16 protein-coding genes are annotated in these 24,873 nt (G+C 40.7%); 9 read left to right on the forward strand and 7 right to left on the reverse strand.

The genetic code is table 11. The annotated features are described in order from the left end of the window. Positions 1-618 precede the first annotated feature (618 nt). Both miaA and CAL6303_RS18640 read right to left on the reverse strand, forming a co-directional pair. A complete protein-coding gene (gene miaA, locus CAL6303_RS18635) occupies positions 619-1,458 on the reverse strand; it encodes a tRNA (adenosine(37)-N6)-dimethylallyltransferase MiaA (protein WP_051036816.1) in 840 nt (279 codons plus the stop codon). A gap of 568 nt (positions 1,459-2,026) precedes the next feature. Beyond that, positions 2,027-3,337 carry a hypothetical protein gene (locus CAL6303_RS18640; protein WP_015199374.1) on the reverse strand — a complete coding sequence of 437 codons (1,311 nt, stop codon included), beginning with the start codon at positions 3,335-3,337 and terminating at the stop codon, positions 2,027-2,029. A gap of 300 nt (positions 3,338-3,637) precedes the next feature. Here CAL6303_RS18640 and thrB point away from each other — a divergent pair, with 300 nt between their 5' ends. Next, complete coding sequence (gene thrB / locus CAL6303_RS18645) at positions 3,638-4,567, forward strand: homoserine kinase (RefSeq protein ID WP_015199375.1); 930 nt, start codon at positions 3,638-3,640, stop codon at positions 4,565-4,567. A 2-nt stretch (positions 4,568-4,569) separates the two neighbouring features. Beyond that, on the forward strand, positions 4,570-5,076 hold the full coding sequence (locus CAL6303_RS18650; protein WP_015199376.1) for a hypothetical protein: 507 nt from the start codon (positions 4,570-4,572) through the stop codon (positions 5,074-5,076). A gap of 118 nt (positions 5,077-5,194) precedes the next feature. On the opposite strand, the gene CAL6303_RS18655 is transcribed toward CAL6303_RS18650, so the two are convergent. After that, positions 5,195-6,391: a zinc-dependent alcohol dehydrogenase gene (locus CAL6303_RS18655; protein ID WP_015199377.1), complete on the reverse strand. Its 1,197-nt coding sequence runs from the start codon at positions 6,389-6,391 to the stop codon at positions 5,195-5,197. A gap of 114 nt (positions 6,392-6,505) precedes the next feature. After that, on the reverse strand, positions 6,506-6,988 hold the full coding sequence (locus CAL6303_RS18660; protein WP_015199378.1) for an SRPBCC family protein: 483 nt from the start codon (positions 6,986-6,988) through the stop codon (positions 6,506-6,508). Positions 6,989-7,217: 229 nt separating this feature from the next. On the opposite strand from CAL6303_RS18660, the gene CAL6303_RS18665 reads away from it, so the two are divergent. Then, complete coding sequence (locus CAL6303_RS18665; RefSeq protein WP_015199379.1) at positions 7,218-8,255, forward strand: aldo/keto reductase; 1,038 nt, start codon at positions 7,218-7,220, stop codon at positions 8,253-8,255. Between the two features lie 185 nt (positions 8,256-8,440). On the opposite strand, the gene CAL6303_RS18670 is transcribed toward CAL6303_RS18665, so the two are convergent. Continuing rightward, a complete protein-coding gene (locus CAL6303_RS18670; RefSeq protein ID WP_015199380.1) occupies positions 8,441-9,778 on the reverse strand; it encodes a Tudor-knot domain-containing protein in 1,338 nt (445 codons plus the stop codon). A 517-nt stretch (positions 9,779-10,295) separates the two neighbouring features. Here CAL6303_RS18670 and CAL6303_RS18675 point away from each other — a divergent pair. Next, on the forward strand, positions 10,296-11,891 hold the full coding sequence (locus tag CAL6303_RS18675) for an NAD(P)H-quinone oxidoreductase subunit 4 (RefSeq protein ID WP_015199381.1): 1,596 nt from the start codon (positions 10,296-10,298) through the stop codon (positions 11,889-11,891). A 1,196-nt stretch (positions 11,892-13,087) separates the two neighbouring features. After that, a complete protein-coding gene (gene serA, locus CAL6303_RS18680) occupies positions 13,088-14,668 on the forward strand; it encodes a phosphoglycerate dehydrogenase (protein WP_015199383.1) in 1,581 nt (526 codons plus the stop codon). A 520-nt stretch (positions 14,669-15,188) separates the two neighbouring features. Here the strand turns inward: serA and thiS are convergent. Beyond that, positions 15,189-15,401, reverse strand: a complete 213-nt coding sequence (gene thiS, locus CAL6303_RS18685; protein ID WP_015199384.1) for a sulfur carrier protein ThiS — start codon at positions 15,399-15,401, stop codon at positions 15,189-15,191. Beyond that, positions 15,394-16,512 carry a thiamine phosphate synthase gene (locus tag CAL6303_RS18690; RefSeq protein WP_015199385.1) on the reverse strand — a complete coding sequence of 373 codons (1,119 nt, stop codon included), beginning with the start codon at positions 16,510-16,512 and terminating at the stop codon, positions 15,394-15,396. Before CAL6303_RS18690 ends, thiS begins: the two co-directional genes overlap by 8 nt. Before the next feature lie 257 nt (positions 16,513-16,769). Between CAL6303_RS18690 and CAL6303_RS18695 the strand changes: the two genes are divergently transcribed. From CAL6303_RS18695 to CAL6303_RS28620, 4 genes are all read left to right on the forward strand, one after another. Then, complete coding sequence (locus CAL6303_RS18695) at positions 16,770-18,506, forward strand: DUF1565 domain-containing protein (RefSeq protein ID WP_238993718.1); 1,737 nt, start codon at positions 16,770-16,772, stop codon at positions 18,504-18,506. Positions 18,507-18,617: 111 nt separating this feature from the next. After that, on the forward strand, positions 18,618-18,992 hold the full coding sequence (locus CAL6303_RS18700; protein ID WP_015199387.1) for a CU044_2847 family protein: 375 nt from the start codon (positions 18,618-18,620) through the stop codon (positions 18,990-18,992). An 80-nt stretch (positions 18,993-19,072) separates the two neighbouring features. Then, a complete protein-coding gene (locus tag CAL6303_RS18705; protein ID WP_015199388.1) occupies positions 19,073-21,205 on the forward strand; it encodes an AAA-like domain-containing protein in 2,133 nt (710 codons plus the stop codon). A gap of 51 nt (positions 21,206-21,256) precedes the next feature. Next, positions 21,257-24,760, forward strand: coding sequence for an AAA-like domain-containing protein (locus CAL6303_RS28620; RefSeq protein WP_015199389.1), 3,504 nt, complete (start codon positions 21,257-21,259; stop codon positions 24,758-24,760). The last annotated feature ends 113 nt before the right edge of the window (positions 24,761-24,873 follow it).

Raw genomic sequence — 24,873 nt, forward strand, 5'->3', positions numbered from 1 at the left:
AGAATGAGTGTATTAAATGCTAGAGGTCTTGAACTAACTGAGTTCAGAGGGCAGCCAGTTCAGCATGATAACCTTTGGTTAATCATTTTTTGGGAAATACATCCCAAATTATGCTGATATATATAGTTTCAAAAAGCATAAATATTTATCTCATGCCCTAAGTTTGTAAGGTTTTATCCCTACTGGGTGAACTACAACGCCCCTGTCCCTGAGCAAAATGCTTTTGGGAATACTTTACTTTGTAATTCTGAGCCTGTGTAGCCTATCTATGAAGGGTGGTTTCCCGAACTTTGTTTGGACGGTTACACTTCACTAGCTATCCAATTGGCTCTTTGTCAATTCATTAAGGTTACTCTGTCTAATGTATGGGAATTAATACTGTAAGTAATTCGCGTGAACCGTAAATTTGAAGTGGTGTTTGCCGTCAAGTGTGGAGTATTGGGTAAACATAAGTTAGTTTAGTGTTGAAAATTGTCGTTGTAGGGAGTGAGTAGTGAGTAGCGAATGGTGAGTAGGGGTAAGCGGAAACATTTGGGGTGGCTGTGGCTAGAAACCAGTCGATGAACTTACTTGCGACTTGCGACTTGTTTTAATAAATCGGGGAGTTGAAGCCTCAAATCATCTGTTGTAGTTAAAAGTCTCTAAATGTTGCCAGATATCATCTACTAAATTATCACTTGTAATATCAAACCATTGGATTTCAGGGATTGCGCGAAACCAGGTTCTTTGGCGTTTGGCAAATTGTCGGGTGTGTAAAGTAATTAATTCTTCAGCTACCTCTAAGGAAATCTCACCAGCTAAGTACTGTTTGATTTCTTGATACCCCAAGGTATTTAACAACGGTAAATCCTTACCATATTTTTGACTCAAATAATTCACTTCTTCAACAAATCCATCTTGAATCATTTTTTTGGTGCGTTGAGCGATACGCTGAATTAGGTGTTGGGGGTCACAATCTAAGCCGATTTGGATAATTGGGTAACTTGGTGGATTTTCTCCTTGCTGCTGAGAAATGGGAATCCCGGTAATGTAGTAGACTTCTAGAGCGCGTAATGTGCGTACAGAGTCATGGGAGTGGATTTTTTCAGCAGCAATAGCATCAACCTGTTGCAGCATCTGATATGCCTGCATTTGTCCAATTGATTCGAGATGCGATCGCAGTTCATAATTAGGGGCTACTTTTGGTATTTTCATCCCCCTAACTATAGATTTAATGTATAAACCAGTACCCCCAACCAGTAAAGTTTGCTTTTCTGCTTGCTCAATTAAACCTTGTGCTTGTTCTTGATAATCAGCCAAAGTCATAATTTCTGTAGGTTCGCAGATATCAATTAGGTGGTGAGGAACTAATGCTTGTTCGGTTTTGCTTGGTTTTGCTGTCCCGATATCAAACTCACGATAAACTAGGCGTGAATCTGCACTCAAAATTCTGCTACCCAAGCGCTGCGCCAAAATCATCGCCAAACCAGATTTTCCCGTGGCTGTTGCACCACAAATCACAATTAACAATTAACTACCTCTAAAAGAACAAAACGCCTCAGGAAAATACAATACCAAGATTAATTATTGATGTTTCGGGTACCTATCGATGCTGTTTTAGTTAAATCTGGAAGTAAGCGAAGCTTGCGCGACGGCAGTCGTTCGCGCTTCTGCTGTAGCTATTGCTGCACAAAGACATTTGATGAAACACAGCTTGATTGTGGAAGAGTAAGCTGAATACCAAGTGAATAGGTGTAGGGTGTGTGACACTTTGAGTGAACATGTTAGGTAAATAAGGGTTTGTCGTGTCACGCACCATCAATCGTTGGTGAAAATAGCGACGCTACCCGAACGTTCATGTCATGGTTAAATTGCTGTCAAGAATAAAAGTCAAAGACGTGTACCAATCGACATTCTGATTTTTTCTTTTTACCCCGATTTACCGAGCGGATACAATTTCAACATCTTCCATGTTATTTCATATCCCTAATTTAGCTGGAAATCAGTGATATTTGTTTCTAATAACAGGTCAAGCTTACCACGGGATTTAAGTCAGTCGGCGCTTCCACAACAAGCAAATAATTTCAACTAGCATCCCGATAACCATGGCAATTGCAGCGGCTGTTGCTCCCTGAATACCAAACTTTACAGCCAAAGTTGCAACCATCAATAAGACTCCGGTACTAATCCAAGTGGCAAGATTAACGCTACCTGTGCGTCCTTCGCTCACTAAAAAGCCCTGTGTCGCATTTTGCATTGCCACCATCAGGGGAACTCCTGTACATACCAATAAAACAGGTTTGATGGCTGCGATGAGATCACTATCGTTACCAATAAAGCTACGTACTATTTGATTTCCTAGAGGTGTGGAAGCCATCAGCAGCAACAGTAACGAGCAAATACCACCCACCATCACAGCAAAGGAAAACAGTAGCTTATCGGTGGCTTTACCGCGATATTTAATAATAATTTGTTGAATCATCCGCGTTGAGTTGGCAATTACCAGTACCAAACCCCAAGCCGCAGACCAAGATGCGATCGCTATTTCGGCATCACCCGCACGGGCTATGATTCCCATTAATAAAGCGCGTCCTCCCCACACTACCATCATCGTGTTTCCCAAGGGAAAATAAAACCGCCATACTTGCCGTAAGTTCTGGGGTAATTTGGTTTCTGTGGGGGTGGTTTCTGTGGGGGGTGGAGGCAAGGTTGCACCACTGCGATAGGCAAAAATCGTCACTACAATTGCTTCGACAATGACCCCAATAATTAACGCTAACCCTGCCAAAATTGCACCGGGTACATTTGAGACAAAACCTACTGCCAACACCAATCCTAGGGTCAGTAAACGTGTCATACTGGCTTTGGCGATAGCGTGAGACTGCCCTTGAAAAATCAGCAAACCTTGGAAATAGCGCCGCCATGCGATCGCAAAAGCCCAACCACCCATTAAAAATAGGACTTGGCGGACGGTAGCAGCTAATTCCGGAGGTACTCCTAAGATACGGTTTCCTACTGCTTCAAAAAATATTGGTATCGAAAGCAGGGTTAAAAGAAAACTCAGTCCACCCCCGGCAATCAAAGTAAAGCGCCATAATGCTTTTCGAGATATTTGATCAGCGGCTAAGGCATTGGAAGCATGGAGAATCATAATAATTGGGCTTTCAAAAAATATTGCCAAAGACTTGGCAATTCCCAATGCTGCTAAATTCATCCGGGCATCATGCAAATAAGCCAAGGCTGTTGTCACCATCGGATCACCACATGCCATAGTGACATCACTGAGGGACAAAGGTAAAAATTCCCGCCACAACCTACCCAATCCAACTTCACGGGAATTATTATCTAATGATTTCACTCTTTACTCCCACTGGTTCCAGGTTTTCAATTGCCTGGACTAAATCTGCATTTTCTAACAGTATCAAACCTTGTTCGGTGAGCCAGTCCAAATTGTACACTGTTTCCAAATAGCGATAATTTTTAAATAAGCCAAGCCACCGTGAATAACAAGATCCCCAACTTCTTAAAAAAGTCGGGGATCTAAACCCCTGGATTTAAGGACAAGCGATCGCTCTCTCGCTACAATCTAGTAAAAATCTCTGTGATGAAAGTACCCAAATTATGGGATGCTAGTTGGTTGATAGCGATATATTTCTAGATGTCTACATCTTCAGTTTCGGTTAGGGTTCCCGCTACTACTGCGAATTTAGGTCCTGGGTTTGATTGTATCGGTGCAGCTTTGACGCTCTACAACGATTTTAAGTTTACTTGCCTCAACCAAGGTGAAACGGTGATTCGTGTCGTTGGTGCCGAGGCTGCACGGGTGGATACTGATGGGAAAAATCTACTTTATCAAGCCTTCTTAGAGTTATTCCAACATCTAGGTAAAACACCACCACCTGTAGAAATTGAAATTAAATTGGGTGTTCCCCTAGCGCGAGGTTTGGGAAGTTCGGCAACGGCGATTGTCGGGGGGTTGGTTGCCGCAAATATTCTCGCAGGTGAACCTTTAAGCCAACAGCAGGTAATGGATTTGGCAATTTCCATGGAGGGACACCCCGATAACGTTGTCCCAGCTTTGATTGGTGGTTGTCGATTGGCGGCAACGGGTGCAAATGGTTGGGAAATTTGTGATATTCCCTGGCATGAAAGTATTATTCCAGTTGTGGCAATTCCAGATTTTGAACTTTCCACAGCAGAAGCAAGAAGGGTGTTACCAACCGAATATAGTCGCGCTGATGCGATTTTTAATGCTGCACATTTAGGATTATTATTGCGGGGTTTGGCAACAGGTGAAAAAAGTTGGCTCCAAGGAGCTATGCAAGATAAAATACATCAACCCTACAGAAAGTCACTGATTCAAGGTTTTGATGTCGTAGCGGATGCAGCTATTAATGCTGCGGCTTATGGCATGGTAATTAGTGGTGCAGGTCCAACATTGTTAGCACTAACTGATACGAATTATACATTAGATGTAGTGGCAGCAATGGCAACAGCTTGGCAAAAATTAGGCGTTAAAGCCGAAGTGCGATCGCTTGCTATCGATAATCAAGGTGCAGTCGTGATTCCAGAAAGTGGGGAATCATAGTTATGGAACAAATTTCAGCCGAAATTAATGCACTCAATGCCCAAATTCAGGCTTTACTAGAAGAACGTGAAACCTTAACGTCTGTTAACTTCGATAGTAGTGACGACTCACTCGAAAGCATCGTTGCCGCCTATCGCCGCCAAGCTAGAGAAAACCCCGCACTCGCCGCTGAAGTTAAAGGGATCGATGATGCGATCGCATTCTTGGAAAAACAACTGAAACAAAAGCAATCCCAGTTACAACGTCTGCCTGTAAAAGTTAAACGCTCTTTACAAGAAGAACAGCTAGAAATTGCCCGCGAAGAAGCTCAAATCCATGCCAAACTCATCAACGAATTAGCTGCTGAGTTAACCGCCGAAATCCGGCAACTCAAAGCTTGTGCTGATGAACTTAGTCCCCTGTATTGGCAAATCTATTACAAACCCTTTATTACGGGCTTTAAAACCATTTCTGTCCCCTATGTTCGTTCTGATGGGGAAGTTTGGACAATTGTCAACCGGATTGTTTAGCTTTATTTTATACTTTTGGGGGGTTAGCTATTAGCCAAAACTTAATACAAGAAAGGCTAATAGCTATTTGAAAAGTCCAATTTTGAACCGTTTTCAGTATAGCTATAGAGTGGTTATTTTAACCTGGCTTTAGCACTACTTTGATACATTTATCCTGCTTATTATTAAAAATTTCGTAGCCTTGCGGTGCTTGATCTAGCGGCAAGCTATGGGTAACTACGAATGATGGATCTATATTCCCACTTTCAACGTGATCCAGTAATGGACGCAAATACCGATGAACGTGTGTTTGTCCTGTTTTCATCGTCAAGCCTTTATTCATAAAAGCCCCCATTGGTATTTTGTCTACAAAGCCTGTGTAAACACCAGGAACAGAGACGGTGCCACCTTTGCGACAGGCGACAATTGCTTGACGTAACACATTTGGGCGATCAGTTTCTAGGCGTACTGCTTGCTTTGCTTTGTCATAGAAGCCTTCCAAACCCAAACCATGAGCTTCCATACCCACAGCATCCATCACTGAATCAGGACCACGCCCACCCGTCATTTCTTTCAGGGCTTCACCCACCTCGACTTCCTCATAGTTGAGAATTTCTGCTCCACCCTCTTTCGCCATTTGCAAGCGTTCAGGAACGCGATCAATGGCGATGACACGCTCTGCACCCAGCAAGTATGCACTTCTAATCGCAAATTGTCCAACCGGACCACAACCCCAGATAGCAACAGTATCTCCAGGTTGAATATTGCAGTTTTCAGCTGCCATATATCCAGTAGGGTAAATATCAGTCAGAAACAATACCTGTTCGTCGGTAAGTCCATCTGGAATCTTAAACAAACCAACATCAGCGAAGGGAACGCGAGCGTACTCTGCTTGACCCCCAGCATAACCCCCTGTTAAATGGGAGTAGCCGAATAAACCCGATGGGGAGTGACCAAGCATTTTTTCCGCCATCGGAGCGTTAGGATTGGAGTTATCGCACAGTGACCATAAATCTCTTTGACAAAAGAAACATGATCCACAGGAAATAGTAAAAGGAACAACTACGCGATCGCCAACAGCCAGAGATGTACTTTGATCGCCTTTTTTGGCATTTTTAACACCACTACCTAGCTCAACAATTTCCCCCATGAATTCATGTCCGAGGATATCCCCCTTTTGCATCGTTGGGTTATAGCCGTTATAAAGGTGTAAATCAGAGCCACAAATCGCCGTTGAAGTAATTTTTATGATCGCATCACGGGGATTAAGAATTTGGGGATCGGGAACCGTTTCAACTTGTACCTTGTTTGTACCGTGCCAGCAAACTGCTTTCATTCTTGCTTGTCCTTTGTTAATTAGTTGTGAGATATTACGTAAACTGGAGATCAATTTGAGATCAATTTGGATCGATGAATTGATAGTTGAAATTTGGTGCTAACAGCAACATAATTAGCTATGTCCCCTCGATTGACCTTCGGTTGTAGCAATCTCACCAGTTTCCATCAGCATTTTGAAGCGGCGTAAATCATCACCAAGTTGCTGTTTTGGTGAGTCACCAAAGAGCTTGGCAATGGTATCTCCAATTACTCCTCCAGGTGGCTTATATTCCATCACAACTTTGACTTCAGTCCCACGATCACTCACGGTTGGCTGAAAAAGGATAGAACCAGAGTGATCGATATCTGCACTTTGAACCGAAGCCCAGGCGATCAATTCGTTTTCCCGATCTTCAGTGATGACTGCATCCCATTCGATAGTTGTATTTAAAAGTCCACTAGTCGTCCAATGCGATCGCTTCGCGTCGTAAACCTTCACATCTCTAAGATGCTTCATGAAGTGGGGTAAGTTTCCAAAGTTACGCCAGAAGCGATAAAGCTCTGCTGCTGGTTTATTAATCGTCAGTGTTTTTTCAACTTTAATTGGTTCGTTCATGGGCAATCAGCAAATAATGTTCCTTTTTAACGCCCACAATATTAAGAAGCGAATAGTTTGATTACGTCTTTCCAAAGAAGTATCGTTTATATTTGCAAAGGTGAAATAACCTTAATATCGTCACGGAACTGAAGCGATCGCATCTCCTAATCTTTCGATAGTTAGATGCACTGTATTCTCTGCCCGTGCAACATTGTGAAAGCAAGTTCGGGCTTTTGGAAAATTTTATATGGGTATAGGTCGGCGAGATGTATTAAGGGTTGTTTCCACGTCAGGTTTGATTGCAGCAGGGTTAGCAGCATCGAAAGAACTTTTACAACCAACATTTGCTCAAAATAAACCAGTTTTAAACCAAATTAGGAAAGGGGAAATGTTATATAGAACTCTCGGACGTACTGGCGAACAAATATCTGTTATCGGCTTAGGGGGACACCACATCGGTAGACCAAAAGACGAGCAAGAAGGTATACGATTGGTTCGTACTGCCATCGATCGCGGTATCAACTTCATGGATAATTGCTGGGATTACCACAATGGAGGTAGTGAAGTCCGTATGGGTAAAGCTTTACAGGGTGGATATAGAGATAAAGCTTTTCTGATGACCAAGATTGATGGTCGTACTAAAGAAAGCGCAACAAAGCAAATTGACGAGTCCCTCAGACGTTTACAAACTGATCGCATCGATTTGCTACAACACCATGAAATTATCCGTATGGAAGACCCTGATCGTGTCTTTGCAGAGGGTGGGGCAATGGAAGCTGTAATTGCAGCCCAGAAAGCCGGAAAAATTCGCTACATCGGCTTTACAGGACATAAAGACCCTTTGGTTCATCTCAGAATGCTTGACCTTGCAGCCCAAAATAATTTCCGCTTTGATGCTGTACAAATGCCTCTAAATGTGATGGATGCCCATTTTAGAAGTTTTGAACGGCAAGTTCTCCCTGTTTTGGTGAAGAATCAAATTGGGGTGCTGGGAATGAAATCGATGGGAGACCAAAATATTCTCAAAAGTAAGACTGTTAAACCGATCGAATGCTTACATTATGCAATGAATCTACCTACCTCAACTGTCATTACCGGAATTGAGAGTATGGAAATTTTAGAGCAAGCATTTGAGGCAGTCCGTACGTTTACACCTATGAGCCAAAAGATGGTGATAGATTTGCTCAATCGAACCCGTTCGGCAGCAGTCAAAGGTGAATATGAATTATTTAAAACGACAAGCCAGTTTGATAGTACTGCCAAAAACCCGGAATGGCTGGGGTAAATTATGGGATTCAGGAGTCAAAAGGTATTGATTTTAAGATCCCCCACTTGTGAAAACAGACTTTGCCTAGGCTGTTGACTCTGTGGGTTTTAGAGGTTATGAATTCATGAAAAATCTGTGGTGCAAAAGAAAATATTGGGTAAGGGCAAACGGCTGTTTGCCCTAATTTTATGACGACTAGCTATTTAGCTAATTTCTTCTAGATCAAGCCATTCATCATAAGACGAATCGTAATCAACATAATGCACAAAGTATTGATTCCCCTGAGTTTTACCAATAATTGCCGAATACCAATCTTCGTTTTCTTCGTCCCAAACCTTGACTTTATTACCGATTGCATATCCATTTTCATCAGCAGAACTGCGATCGCGAATGCGGATATTATCCTCTTCAACCCATTCATCATTCGATGAACCTTTACCAATGTAATTGACAAAGAACCGTTTCTCTGAAGCTTTCTCAATTGTGGCTCGATACCAATCTTCTTCTTCTGAGTTCCAAACTTCTATTGTTTGTCCGACTGTATACTTATTACTATCTGAGTTGACAGCAGTAGCAGAAGCATCGGTTGTATCTGATTTTGCAGCTTTAAATGTATCAGCTTCGGGTTTTGGTGCTGCGGCAATTTCTGCTTTAACTAAGGTGTGAGCTTGCAAAATCAACTTCTTAGCTACGGTTTGGATTCCCGTATGTTCGTAATAATTGGTAGTTTGATCTAAGAATGCAGCGACAAAATCTAAGTTATCATCGGCAATCTGAATAAAATTACCAAGATTGCTAGAAATGGATTGGGGTGTTACACCTGTTTTAGAAACTAAATCACTCATCCAACCTTGCACCGAGTTAAAACCCTGAGTAATAAAACCAAGTTTGTCGGTGGGGTTACTACCTGGCAGAGTAGCGCTTACAGTTGAGAAGAGAGGATTGCTAGTAATTGCAGTTGTATCTGCACTAGTCATAATTGATTGGATTTTGCCCAAAAAGTCAGGACCTAATGGTAAAATTCCATCTAGGCAGACCAAAGCAACCATCCGCATTAAAGATGCATCTTGGTAGTGGCTGCCGAGAGAATTGGCAAATTCCTGGGGATTAGGTTGAGGAATCCCATTGAGTTTGGAGAAGGCAATAATTTCGATGGCAATTTTCAGGACTAAATCAATAGTTTGGGTGACATCTGCCTTGGGGGTGATATTGCTTAAGAAAGAGAGAAAGCCGATTTTTTCACCAACTTTACTCGCTAAAGCTGCTGTTGCCATTGCCATATCAGCTTTATCAATGGTCTGATAGAGTTTGACCGCTGTTTGATAACCCTGTTGTGGATCATTATATAGAGTCGTTGCGCGATCGCTAATTCTCTGAATTACATTAGCATCGGTTTCGCCTGTAATAGTGCGGATACTATTATCAAACCCAACAGAATTATTCCATTCACCTGGTGCAACAAAGTCAAGAGCCTTTAAGACTTTGACGGTAATATTATCCGAAGGTAACTCGTCAACCAATTGAATAATCGATTTATCCATAGCCAATTCTCAAAACTCCCAATGGTGTTTAATTTCACAATAGGGTTCACGTACTACTTAGGAAGTCACACAAGAAGTATTAACTGAACCATATTGGTAGAATTCCCGAATATGGAAGGAAAGTAACTTTTTTTACTTAATTTAAATATTTCTTAATTAAATAAGCGACAAAGAGAAAGAGTAATTTCCCTCAAATATCAACTCTGTTAGCATTACGCGATCGCTTACGAAGTCAGGGGAACTCTCTGAACCATTTACACGGCATTTATACTCATTTTGGTAGATATACCCTAGCCTCAAAAAACGCAAAGTGTAAAGATATATGAAGATGACTTGAGTCATAACTCTATTGACTTAACAAAAGTTAATGTCTAGAATGGATTCGCACCATAAATGGTGAGTATTTATGACTAAAAATCGCCAAACTAGAGTTTTATAGGGATTTATTCCGTTTACAAAAGTAAATGGCAGTTCATATAATGTAATTAAAGTTGAAAACGAAAAACGATTGTCATTAATGGATGTTTCACATTTTCCATGGCTGAGTGCCACAATTGCTTTACCCCTAATTGGGGCGCTGGCGATTCCCTTAATCCCAGATAAAGAAGGTAAAACTGTCCGTTGGTACACATTAGGAATAGCCTTCGCAGATTTTGCCCTGATGATAATTGCCTTCTGGCAAAACTACGATTTCCAAAACTCTGCATTTCAACTTGTAGAGAAATATCCTTGGATTCCACAGTTAGGCTTAAATTGGTCATTAGCCGCTGATGGCATATCCATGCCCCTAATCTTATTAACAGGTTTAATCAATACCCTCGCAATATTCGCGGCTTGGAAAGTTACAAACAAGCCGCGATTATTTTATGGTTTGATGCTAATCATGTATAGCGCCCAAATTGGTGTATTTGCGGCACAAGACATGTTGTTATTCTTCCTAATGTGGGAAGTTGAATTGGTTCCTGTTTATCTATTAATTTCTATCTGGGGTGGTGAGAAACGTCGCTACGCTGCAACTAAATTTATTATCTACACAGCCGCTGCTTCTATCTTTATTTTGGTTGCAGGTTTGGGAATGGCTTTCTATGGCGATAATTTCACCTTTGACATGGTGGAACTCGGTTTGAAAGAATATCCCCGAAACTTAGAATTACTTATCTATACTGGCTTCTTGATTGCCTACGGTGTCAAACTATCTATCTTCCCCTTCCACACTTGGTTACCTGATGCCCACGGTGAAGCACCTGCGGCTGGTTCCATGGTTTTGGCTGGTGTGTTGTTAAAAATGGGTGGCTACGGGTTGATTCGCTTCAACATGGAAATGTTGCCTGATGCCCATGTTTATTTTGCCCCTGTGTTGGCAATTTTAGGTGTAGTTAACATTGTTTACGGTGCATGTTGTGCATTCGCTCAAACAAACCTCAAGCGTCGTTTGGCTTATTCTTCAATTGCCCACATGGGATTTGTGCTAATTGGTATCGCTTCCTACACAGAAGTTGGTATCAGCGGTGCAATGTTACAAATGGTTTCCCATGGTTTAATTGCTGCTGCTTTATTCTTCTTAGCTGGTGTAACTTACGAACGTACCCACACCTTGATGATGGACAAAATGGGCGGTTTGGCAAAAGTAATGCCCCGCACCTTCGCTATGTTCACAGTGGGTTCCATGGCTTCTTTAGCGTTACCTGGTATGAGTGGTTTCGTCGGAGAATTGATGGTGTTCTTAGGGATTACCACCAGCGATGTCTACAGTTCTAGCTTTAAGATTGTAGTTGTCTTGTTGAGTGCAGTTGGTGTGATCTTGACCCCAATTTATCTACTGTCAATGTTACGCAATGTGTTCTACGGTAAGCAAAACGAAGAACTACACTTCGAGGGTGCAACATTTGATCTTAAACCCCGTGAGTTGTTTATCACTGCATGTTTATTTGTCCCCATCATAGCTGTTGGTTTGTATCCTAAATTAGTTACACAAGCCTACGATGTGAAAACAGTGGAAATTGCTGAACACGCAAGGGAAGCATTACCAGTGTTAGCGAGTGAACAACCGAATAACTTATATGCACAAGCTAATGAGACTCCTAGCTTGAATGATTCCAACATGAACGAGTAAAAACTTGTAAAGCTGAATAGTACAAATTAAAGTCAGGGGGATAATTTTTTACAGTTATTCCCCTGATTTGTTTTATAAATACCCTCTCGAAATCTTGGCGAAAAATACAGTTCTCAAGGTAGCCGAGATTTATTTAGGATCTGCTGTTCCCATAGCGCAGCGCTAGCTGTAAAAGTCTTCTAGTGGGGGTAAGGAACTCTTAACAGGCAACAAACAGTTTTACTTTTATTTTTTCTGTTTTTTTGTATTCTAATAAATCTGAATACTGAAAAGCTTAGTAATAATCAGCTTTCCCCTACTCAATACTGCCTTCATGTACTAGCAATCAGATTTCCGACTGCAAACCTAAAAATACGAACTTGCTTTGGAACAATCTATACTTCGTATACGTCTATAGGTTTGTTTAAACTCGAAAAAGGATGTTTTATGAAGCTACGTTTATTTGTTTCTGTATTATTGTTGTTGGGTGTTGCAAGTCCTGCTTTTGCAGCTCCTTCAGGGTATACAGATGGTTGTTATATGAGAGGCATTCAAAAAATCTGTCCGTTGAAGTAACGAAATTCCCTAATCACAGGGAAATATTGAATCTTTATTTTATTGTATAAAAAGTCGTTTGAGCGGAGAAGAGATTACACTGTCAGTCTAATTATGGCGGTGCTCTTTATCCGCTCATCTCATATTTTTAAAAATATTTAAAAATATTTTTAAATTATAGTTATGGTTACAAATTATAAGCTACATGCGATGCCTGCGGTGGTAAACCACGCATCTACGAAATTCAACCTGACATAAAGTTGGCGATTGTCATTAGTTATACAAGTTGCACAACATTTCGTGTAAAAAGCATCACCGAATATAGATTCATAGGATTTCGAGAAAGAAATTTTTATGAACAGATGGAGGTTTAGGGCTAGGAATAGTTTATATTGACGAAGTTAGAGAAAACTTGGTTGTCTCACAGCCAGGTCTCTCTGAACGAGTGAGTAGATTTTGTGTTTGACAGGATTTGGAGAGATGATGTTAACTACCTGGGGAATTATCCCTTAGGCGCATCACCGAATCATTTTCCTTTAAAATCACACTAAATTCACGGCAAATATAAATAAGCGCTAATTTTTTCCTGCTAAATTGGCAGCATTTAATTCTAAACTGATAAATCTTGCCCTAAACACCTCAAGCGGTAAAATCAAGTAATCATGTCTAAGGTTCTCGTATCCGATCCAATTGACCAGGCTGGAATTGACATTCTCTCCCAAGTCGCTACTGTTGATGTCAAGACAAATTTAAAGCCGGAAGAAATTATCCAGATTATTGGTGACTATGATGCATTGATGATTCGTTCTGGGACTCGTGTGACTCAGGAAATTATCGAAGCTGGTACCAATCTCAAAATCATTGGTCGTGCAGGGGTTGGGGTGGATAATGTAGATGTCCCCGCAGCGACTCGCAAAGGTATTGTTGTTGTCAATTCCCCCGAAGGTAACACAATCGCGGCTGCTGAACATGCTTTGGCGATGATGTTGTCTTTATCCCGTTATATCCCTGATGCCAATGCTTCCACAAAGCGAGGTGAATGGGATCGCAAAACTTTTGTGGGTGCAGAAGTTTATAAAAAAACCCTGGGTATTGTGGGTTTGGGTAAAATCGGTTCCCATGTGGCAGCTGTTGCCAAAGCGATGGGAATGAAGTTACTGGCGTATGATCCATTTATTTCCACTGAACGGGCTGAACAAATTGGCTGTCAGTTGGTGGATATGGATTTGTTAGTGCAGCAAGCCGATTATATAACTCTACATATCCCCAAAACCCCAGAAACCACCCATCTAATTAACGCCGAGATGTTGGCGAAGATGAAACCCAACGTCAGAATCGTCAATTGTGCGCGTGGTGGGATTATTGACGAGAATGCGATCGCAGATGCCATCAAACAGGGTAAAATCGCTGGTGCAGCTTTGGATGTGTTTGAGTCGGAACCTCTAGGAGAATCACCCCTCCGGGATCTAGGCAAAGGTATAATTATTACTCCTCACCTTGGTGCTTCCACTACAGAAGCTCAGGTAAATGTAGCAATTGACGTAGCTGAACAAATCCGAGATGTGTTACTTGGACTACCAGCACGCTCCGCCGTGAACATTCCTGGCTTTGGTCCCGATGTCCTGGAAGAACTCAAACCCTACATGCAATTAGCCGAAACCCTCGGAAAATTGGTCGGACAACTTGCAGGTGGACGAGTAGAATTGCTCAACATCCGACTCCAAGGTGAATTAGCCACCAATAAGAGTCAACCATTAGTTGTCGCGGCACTTAAAGGTTTGCTTTCCCAAGCTTTGCGAGAACGGGTTAACTACGTCAATGCCAGCATTGAAGCCAAAGAACGCGGTATCCGTGTGATTGAAACCAGAGACGAAGCCGTCAAAGATTATCCCGGTTCATTACACCTAGAAGCAACCGGAAATTTGGGAACACATTCAGTAACAGGCGCATTATTGGGAGATGGAGAAATCCGTCTCACAAACATGGATGGCTTTCCCATCAACGTTCCCCCCAGCAAGTACATGGTATTTACCCTACACCGAGATATGCCAGGGATTATCGGTAAATTAGGCTCGCTTCTAGGTAGCTTTAATGTCAACATTGCCAGTATGCAGGTAGGCAGAAAAATCGTGCGCGGTGATGCAGTTATGGCACTGAGTATTGATGATCCTTTACCCGATGGTATTTTGTCCGAAATCACCAAAGTTCAAGGTATTCGTGATGCTTATACGGTGACATTGTAACCTATTGCTCATAGGTGTCAACTTAAGGTGCAAGCCTTGCCCAATCTCGCTCCCATCCTCTGCGTGGGGGCGCATGTGTTGGAGGCTTCCGCCTCCAGTGCGGATAAGCTACGGTGTACACACAAGTCTTGAATTACCGAGATTTTCTCTAATCCCACGCTCGCCAACGGTTGAAACCCACCGCAGTCGCTACAACGGGGGGGAACCCCCGCAACGCGCTGCTCGCCGTCTAATAGCTAAAGTCATCTACAAGATGACTGAATATTTTTGGTTTTTAGTCCATTGAAATGGACTAGGTTCACAACTTCGTAGAGACGTAGCATTGCTACGTCTCCACTTTATCAATATTAGGGGGTTTAATACCCCGATGCAGAAGCATCGCTAGTTTTTAGTTGGGGCGGCAGGTTTTCGGGGGCTTCTACCCGCGAAAACCTGCCTTGTCTGTAGCTTGCTACTTCCAGAAGCCACTCCGTGTCTACCCGCAGGGTATCCCCATCTCAAAACACCCCTACTGCCTTCTTCAACCACCGCCAACAATAGTTACAACCTCTAAGCGATCGCTTAATTGAATTAATGTACTTTCCCAGTACTGGCGGTGCAAAATTTCCCCGTTATACTCCACTGCAACTAGGCGGGGGTTAAAGCCTAGTTGTTGAAGTAATTGGGGTAAAGGGGTTTGTTTGGCGCAACTACGAGATTCACCATTTACATGGATGTCAATTTGCTCAGACATGGGATTGACTCGGTTCAGATGGGGCAAGATTTAGTTGGGAAAGTAAATATTGTGTCACGAGGGTGGGTTGTTCAGCTTGCATCAGGCTTCGCACGACAGCGACACGATAGGCTCCAGCTTCAATTACATCGTTAATGTTAGCTGTATCAATACCACCGATGGCAAACCACGGTACTGATGAATTTTTGGCGGCATAGCGGACATATTCTAAGCCTGTGGCAGCTTTTTCGGCTTTGGTGGGAGTTTCGTAAACAGGTCCCACACCAATATAGTCGGCACCATCAGCGATCGCTTGTTGCATTTCTTGGGAGTTTGTGGTAGAGCGACCAATTAAACGTTGTGGTCCCAAAAGTTGACGGGCGATGGCAATGGGCATATCTTGTTGTCCGAGGTGGACACCATCGGCATCTACAGCCAGAGCTAAATCTACGCGATCATTGATGATCAATAGAGCATTGTGGGTATAACAAAGCTGACGTAGCTGTTTGGCAATTTTCAAGCGCTGGGTATCATCAGTCTCTTTATCGCGGTACTGTATCAGGGTTAATCCCCCTTTCAGTGCAGCTTCCACAACTTCTAAGATTTTCTCCTCTGGGGAAGTCACCAGATAAAGACGCGATCGCATCAGCATTTGCTGCCGCTCGTAGCCCATCAAGTTCGTTTCTAGGGTATAAACTTGGTAACGCATCTGTTTAAATGCTTTACCCATATTTGAGTTATAGAGTTTACCATATTCTTCAAGTACCCTCAGAGCCTCTTGCACGCGACAGAAATTAGCCTGCAATAAGGTTTTGATACTGGAACGTTCTTCTTCTTGGGCATGACTCAACTCAGTTCCGGGATCACCCTGGGTATCCCGTGCGGCTCTAAGTTCGTTTGTGTGCCAAATAGCAACTTCTTGTCGAAGTCGCTTACATTCTCCTGACATGGAGGCATTATTTAACCCAAAGCGGCACCATTCCTCAATAATCCGCAAACCTTCGCGGGCGCGATCTAAATTCGCATCTAAAATCCGATAAACAATCTGCTGAATCTGCCCTTTTTGGCTTTGTGGCTCGACCATCGCAACAACCCCATTAGTGCTTATATCGTAACAGCCAGACTGTTTCATATTGGCAATATCTTTGATATTTCAAGTGTTTTTTAATCAATATGGCTAAAGCCGTGAGCAAGGTTGGGTACTCCGAACCTTAAATTTTGCTAATTAAAAGAACTAAGACCCCATAATCGAGATTTTGTCAATATAATTTGGAAAATATTCTCGACATATTGAGCGTAAAGGTATAAAAAAGTCTTGTTATCTTTTGGAGTGCAGTTAAATTGATTCACCTTCCCTGTTCTGGTTTGTTTCAAAGAAGTCGGATCTCATTGAGATTGCTTGCTAGTGATGGTAGCCCCCATTTATTTCTCAAAGTCTTGTTATTTTCAGTTTTGCGTTCATCGGTTGTATTTTTTACCCTCGGCTGGGGATTAGCCGGTGTGGTGATGGAGAACTTAGATCCGAAAATTGCCATTGCCCAAACTCCTGAAAGTTCGCAGCAAACACCTATGGGTGAAAAAACAATGTCTCAGGTTCAGACACTGTTTGTCAACCCAAGTATCGGAGATGACAAGACGGGTGATGGAAGCGATCGCACTCCGTTTAAAACTATTACTCAGGCGTTGCAGGCAGCTAAGGGCAATATTGTGATTTCCCTCGGCAAGGGTACCTACAGCCAAGAAAATGGTGAGTCGTTCCCTTTAATACTTCATCCTGGAATTACACTTCAAGGTGATCCCGCTAGCAAGGGAAAAAATATTATTATTCAAGGTGGAAACGATTACCTCAGCCGCAGCTATGGCAGACAAAACATCACTATAGTTGGTGCTAACGAATCTGCTTTAGTAGGTGTCACAATTACAAATCCCAATCCTCGCGGTTATGGAATGTGGATTGAATCCACCAACCCAACAGTGAGCGAAAATATCTTTGTTGGCAGTACCCAAGATGGAATTTCCGTCAGCGGCGATAGTAAGGCAATTATCAGTAAAAATTATTTTTATCGTAATGGTGCCAATGGGATGACAATTTCCGGACATGCACGTCCAGAAGTTCGGGAAAACACCTTTCAGCAAACCGGATTTGGGATTAATATTGCCCAAAGTGCCGAACCAAGCATAATTAGTAATCAAATTCAATACAATCGGGCAGGAGTGATTGTTCAAGCAAATGCCCGCCCTATATTACGTAGTAATCTTATTCAAGGCAATCGGGAAGATGGTTTGGTGGCAATTGCCCAAGCAATGCCAGATTTGGGAACTGCCACAGAAGCCGGGGGAAATGAATTCCGTAACAACACCCGTTACGATATCAATGCCACTGCTAACAAACAGGTTTTTTCGGCATATGGCAACATCATCAAAAATGATGCCTCACGCATTGCTGGGAAGGTGCAAATTGGTGGTAGCAGCACACCCATCGCTCAAACTACTCAGCCCAGTCGAGAAGTAACAGCCCTCAAAAATGAAATCACCTTTACTGCCCCTACTGCTCCCAATTTGAGTAACAATACCCCTAAAACTCTGGCGAGAGGAATTGCGCCAAATATCTCTCCCTCAGCTTTACAAAGCCAAATAGCAGCACCACAGGCAGCTATTCTGACTCCACCTGCCGCTAAAAATAATCTGTTTTCAACTCCCTCTAATTTAGGGAATTCCCAAACAGCAACAGGTGAACTGCCACAACTAAATTACATCAAGATTTCTCCGGGGACAATCGAGTTTACAGCCCCTCAATCGCCAAATTCAGCAGCATTACAACAGGAAAATTTACCTTCTGGTGGTGCTGCTAATCTCATGCAAACTGGCAACAATAACAACATGCCATCACTGGCATACAGCAGCAATCAAACTTCTGCAAAACTGCGTTATCGCATCATCGTACCAGCGGGAAATCAGCGTGATGAAGAAATAATTCGCTTTTTATCCCCAACTGCTTTTCGTACCGTTTGGAAAGGACAGGAAGTCTTTCAAGTTGGTGCTTTTAGTAGTACTTTTAATGCCGAGCAAATGTTGAGGATTTTGAATAATAATGGTTTAAAAGGGGTGATGGAAAGCTCAAATTAGTTTGAGAAAATAGTATATATGTTGACTTTGCGGCTTGCCCACACTGTAAGCTTGCGTCAGTGTGGGATTATGTCACAAACTTATCTTAAATATGTTGGTAAGTAACGGAACATGGCACGCAAACTAATCGAACTGGATGCAGGAGACGGCAAGACTATTTTAGTTGCTGTGGATGTACCGGAAACATCCGTTGGGCGAGTATCTTCCCCTGGTGATATCCCAATAGAGAAAGTGGATAGCAGTTTTGGAGCCGTTAAAGATTTGATTATACGTGGTTGTCGTCCAATTACACAGGCTTTTGAAGCTTTGCAGAAAGAGTCTCAACCTGCGTTTGCGGAAGTTGAGTTTGGGGTAAATTTTACTGCTAAGGGTTCGGTTTATGTGGTGGAATCTACTGGACAGGCTTCTTTAAAGGTGAAAATTACTTGGAATTTAGCACCACAGAATCATAATTTAGCTGTTCCGCAGGCGGAGGAACAAGTATAGTTTTTATTGGGTAAGATTCCCGATTTCTTTCAATAGAGTCGGGAATCTGATCTGCTGTAAAATCCAAAATCCAAAATCAAATGAGTTGGGATTTAGTTAAAGCTTGTACTGTGGCAATCTCCAATCCTGCTGGTGATGTTCGGGGTACAGGTTTTTTTGTTTCACAGGAAGGACATTTACTCACTTGCTGCCATGTTGTTGAGGAGACTGGTGGGTGGGAAAATGTGCGGGTGAATGGGGAAGCTGTGGAGTTGGTTTATTTGGGGAATCGAAATTGCGATGATTTTGCGGTTTTGAAGTTACCTCATTATCAAGGTGATGCGGTTCCTTTGTCTTTGGATTTTCAACCGATGGACAGGTTTTTGTCTGTGGGTTATGGACGTTTGGATTTTCCTCAAGGTGCGTCGATTGATGGGACTATTACTGATGTTAATCCCCAGTTGGAATTTAGCAATTTACCAATGTTGCGGTTGCGGGTTAAAGCCAATTCCCAGCAGGTTCAAGGGGGTTACAGTGGTTCTCCTGTATTTAATGCCGAAACTCAGCAAGTAATTGGCGCGATCGCAGCTTACGATAATTCTGATGGTGCTTTGGCTGTTCCATTATCGACTGTTAGTCAGCAATGGTCTAATTTTTCTCGGTTTATCAATATTCTGCCTGTTGTCCCACCACTTCCAGCAAGTGAGATTAAAAGGGTTTTTATTAGTTATCGCAGTGAAGACCCTGATTTAAGTTTGGCACAGAATTTCTATGAGGAAATTAGAAATGCTGGACATCAAGCTTTTATGGCAGGGGAAAGCATTCGTTTAGGGGAAAATTGGGCAAAACGTATTGATAGAGAATTGGAAAGTTGCGATTATTTTCTCTTACTTTTGTCGTCAAAGTCAGCAACCAGCGAAATGGTGACGGAGGAAGTTCGACGGGCAAAGGAATTACAGGATTTACGTCCGGAAAAGAAACCGGGAATTTTACCTATTCGGGTTAATTTTCCCATAAGTTCGCCATTAAACTACGATTTACGCGGTTATTTAAATCAAATTCAACAACGTGAATGGAAGTCTTCTGCCGACACTGCCAAGATTTTACAAGAGGTTTTGACGCTGCTAGCTGAGGAAAACCCCTCTCCAAACCTCTCCCCCACAGGGGAGGCTTTGAAATCCTGTATGATTGAGAGTTTGGAGAATCCACCGTTACCCGTTGCTGAACCCGAATTACCAGAAGGACAAGTTGATTTAGCATCAGTATTTTATGTAAACCGCGATCGCATTGAGGAACGGTGCTATGAAGCAATTATTAAACCGGGTTCTTTGATTCGCATTAAAGCACCTCGACAAATGGGTAAAACCTCGCTGATGGCAAGGATTCTTTACCATGCTTCACAAAATGGTTGTTTGACTGTTCCTTTGAGTTTTCAATTAGCTGATGGCAAGGTTTTTACAGATTTAGACCAATTTTTGCGGTGGTTTTCTGCAAGTGTTGGACGTAGGTTGAAATTAAGCAATAAATTAGCAGATTACTGGGATGAGATTTTTGGCAGTAAAGATAATTGCACTGCTTATTTTGAAGAATATTTATTAACGGAAATCAACCAACCCCTAGTTTTAGGTTTGGATGAAGTCGATTTAGTCTTTCAACATCCCGAAATTGCGGCTGATTTTTTTGGATTGTTACGTGCTTGGCATGAAGACGCTAAAAACCGCGATATTTGGAAAAAACTGCGGTTGGTAGTGGTACATTCCACCGAAGTTTATATTCCCATGAATATCAATCAATCGCCCTTTAATGTGGGTTTACCGATTGAATTACCGGAATTGAACCCAGAACAAGTACAGGATTTAGCACAACGACATGGACTTAACTGGAGTCATACCGAAATTGAGCAATTAATGGCAATGGTGGGAGGACATCCATTTTTAGTCAGGGTTGCCATGTATCGCATTGCTCGACGAGATAATACCCTCAACGAACTTTTACAAACAGCACCAACCGAAGCAGGACTTTACGGAGACCATTTGCGTCGTCATTTGTGGAACCTAGAACAGCGTCCAGATTTAGCCACTGCTTTTAAAAGGATTGTGACAGTGACAACACCAATCAGGTTGGATTCGATACAATGCTTTCAGTTGCTAAGTATGGGTTTGGTACATCTCCAAGGTAACGATGTTACACCACGTTGCGATTTGTACCGTCAATATTTCCGCGATCGCTTATAGCGTTATCCATCTCATCCCATCTGTAAAGTAGTTTCATCTGGAGGTTAGGGAATGAATCCAGTCAACCCAGCTTATGAATATCAGTTTAGTGGAAGTTTACCTGTTGATGCTCCCAGTTATGTCAAGCGTCAAGCTGATGATGATTTGTATGCAGCATTGAAAGCTGGGGAATTTTGTTACGTGTTGAATTCCCGACAGATGGGAAAATCGAGTTTGCGAGTGCAGACGATGAAGCGGTTGCAGGATGAAGGTGTTGCTTGTGCTGCGATCGATTTAACCAGTATTGGTAGTCAGAATATAACAGCAGAACAGTGGTATGCGGGTATTGTGCGGAGTTTGGTAAGTAGTTTTGAGTTTGCAGACAAGTTTAATTTACGCAGTTGGTGGAAGGAACACGATCATATTTCTCCTTTACAAAAACTAAATATTTTCATTGAAGAAGTTCTTTTAACTCATGTTTCAAAACAGATAGTAATTTTTATTGATGAAATTGATAGTGTTCTTAGCCTGAATTTTTCAATAGATGATTTTTTTGCATTAGTTAGATCGTTTTATGACAAACGTTCCAATAATGATACGTTTTATCGTATGACTTTTTGCTTGCTTGGGGTTGCGACTCCATCAGATTTGATTCAAGATAAAAAACGTACGCCATTTAATATTGGTCTAGCAATAGAACTAAGTGGTTTTGATTTACAAGAAGCAGAAGCATTAGCTAAAGGATTAGAGGGGAAAGTAGACTATCCCCAGAAAATACTACAAGAGATTTTGGATTTTACTGGTGGGCAGCCCTTTCTCACTCAGAAAGTTTGTAATCTTATCACTAATAATCAAGAAAAATTGAGTATAAAACAATTGGTACAATCCAAAATAATTAATAATTGGGAATCACAGGACGAACAAGAACATTTAAGAACTATACGTAATCGAATTTTAAGTGATGATAAAAATGTCAGCCAGCGATTAGGATTGTATCAACAGATATTAAAACAAGATAGCTTAGAGACTGATGATAGTCAGGTGCAGATGGAACTAAGACTTACTGGTTTAGTTGTGAGAAAGCTAGGTAAATTATCGATATATAATAAAATTTATAAAAATGTATTCGATCAAGAATGGTTAACAAAAACATTAGCTAACTTACGTCCAGATTTTTATAATCAAGCAATAACATCATGGGCTAAATCTCAATATCAAGATTCTTCATGTTTATTACGTGGAAAATCATTACAGCAAGCACAAAAATGGGCAGCAGGGAAAAACTTAAGTAGTGAAGACAATCAATTTTTAACTGCCAGCTTAGAATTGGAGATGCAAGAAGATAAAAAGCGTCTTAATACACGTAATTTTAATTTTAAAAATGGTGAAGCTTCCTCGGTAGAAGAACTTATTTTATTGTGTGATCGATATCTTGAAGAAGCTCAAGATTATTTATTTAATGAGTATTTTGAAGAATGGCTGAAAAGAGAAGGCAAGAATGATTTAGCTAATTTGTCACGAAAAATTGTCAATTTATATCAAGCCGAAAATCTAAAAGGGTTAGAGATATTCGTACGAGGAATGTGCGAGTCTATAGGAAAAAATCCATATCCCACCATATTTTTTGAGCCGAATGAAATAGACTTTGGTGAAATACCAGTTGGATATCAACAAGATTATAATTTAAAAGTTGTGAATCAAGAGCGTGGTTTCGCATGGGGAAATACCACACTTCATAATAGTCTTCCAGGTATAACTTTTTCAGATACTTTTAATTCACAAAATAATATATTTGAGATAAAATTAGATACTTTTGAGACTAATCCAGGAAAGTATTACGGCTATATAGAAATTCAATTAGAAAATATTAATCGACAACTTAAATTTTATATAAAATATGTAGTCGTACCATTAAAAGTATCTATTGAACCATCATCTCTAAATTTAGGAGAGATAGCACATGGTGAATATTCTCTCTCTGGATTATTGAAAATTAATAGTGAAAATTATAATACAAAAATTAGAGGTTATGCTTCAACTGATAAAGCTTATTTACAAGTTATACCATCTTATTTTGAAAGCTCTTTATTAGAGCTATCTTTAAGCGTAGATACAACATCACTAGAAGCAGGCTTATATCAGGATATAATTCACATACAAATTAATAATAGTGAATTTCAAGTACCAGTTTCTTTTAGAAAAACATTTCGATGGGATATACTTGCTAAATGGACTGCCAGAATAAGTATTCCAACTGGATTACTTATGTACTGTATTCGCTATACTATCGATACTGTTGTATCAGTAGGCTTAAATGATAGTTGGGTTTTATCGTACCCACCTGAAATAAGTAAATCTAATTTTTTTAAACCAATTTTTCTTAATCAAATCTCTGAGATACCAAATGTTCTATTTGCATATTCAATATTAGGCTTTGTGCTAACTTTCGTTATTTATTTAATCATAAAAATTTCATATCGCTATGAATTTAAAGAATTTAACGAAAAATTAAATGCTAAGACAAGGTTATTTTTTAGTCATATCAATAAATTAATAGATAGAGATAATGATGATTATATTGAGACATTACTAAAAGATCAATGGATATATCGTAATAGCAGAGCATATCAAACAAATCACATAAAAACGTTTTTATTGATGATTGCTGTAATCGGTTTACTATTGTTGATAGCTTGGTTTATTATAGGTATTATTATTAATTTTTTAGTAAATATCTTTGCATTGATAGGTTCAAGCTTCATTCTTATTCTTGATTTGATAGTGTATCCACTTACTATTATTGGTGTTAAAAAACCAATGGTTGGATGGTTTATACTAGGTTGTTTAGCTGGTGGAAATTTAGGACTTATTCAAGCACTCAAACGCATAAAGCAACATTCTTATTTACCTAAAACATATAAGCTTACGTTTGCTATTGTTTTATCACTACTATTCATTAGTAGTATAATAGTTACTACTCAACCTCAAAAAGATTATTTTTCAAATATACTGATTCAGGAAGATTTTAACTATCTATCAAATAATTGGGAAATATCCCAATCTGCTCGATTTCAAAATGGAGGATTATTTCATAGAGAAGCAGAAAAAAACAATGCCAGCACATCCATATTTCATGGGAAAGATAACATAATGACTAATGTTAATTTTTCCGCAGATATCAAGAAAAATGATGGTTCTGATAAGTTGCAATTTGGTTTAATTAGTAGATATAATCATCAAAATAAACCTAATGGTAACACTTTTTACTATTTACTTATTCGGGGAGATGGAAAATTTGCAATGGGCAAATTCTCTTCATTTAATAAGTGGGATAATAAAGTCGGTTGGAAAAAATCTAATGTTATTCATCAAGGTAATAAAATTAATAGGCTGAGAATTGTTTGCAATGAGCAAAAAGTAATTGCTTGGATTAATGAACAAAGAGTTGGAATGTTTGAGGATAACTCTAACCCATTATCTTCAGGACAAATTGGATTTATATCAGCAAGAGAAGATGATGATACAGTTGGTGTATATTTTGATAACGCGATTGTTAAGACAAAGCGATTATTTTAAAATAATCGCATTTGATTTGAAGTGCTTTTTGTGAGGTGCGATCGCATTTGCTTTTGTGGGTTTGTAGAATTATGCGATCGCACTTTCGATCCTATCACTGTAGATATTCAGGA

Source organism: Calothrix sp. PCC 6303 (assembly GCF_000317435.1).
GTDB lineage: Bacteria > Cyanobacteriota > Cyanobacteriia > Cyanobacteriales > Nostocaceae > PCC-6303.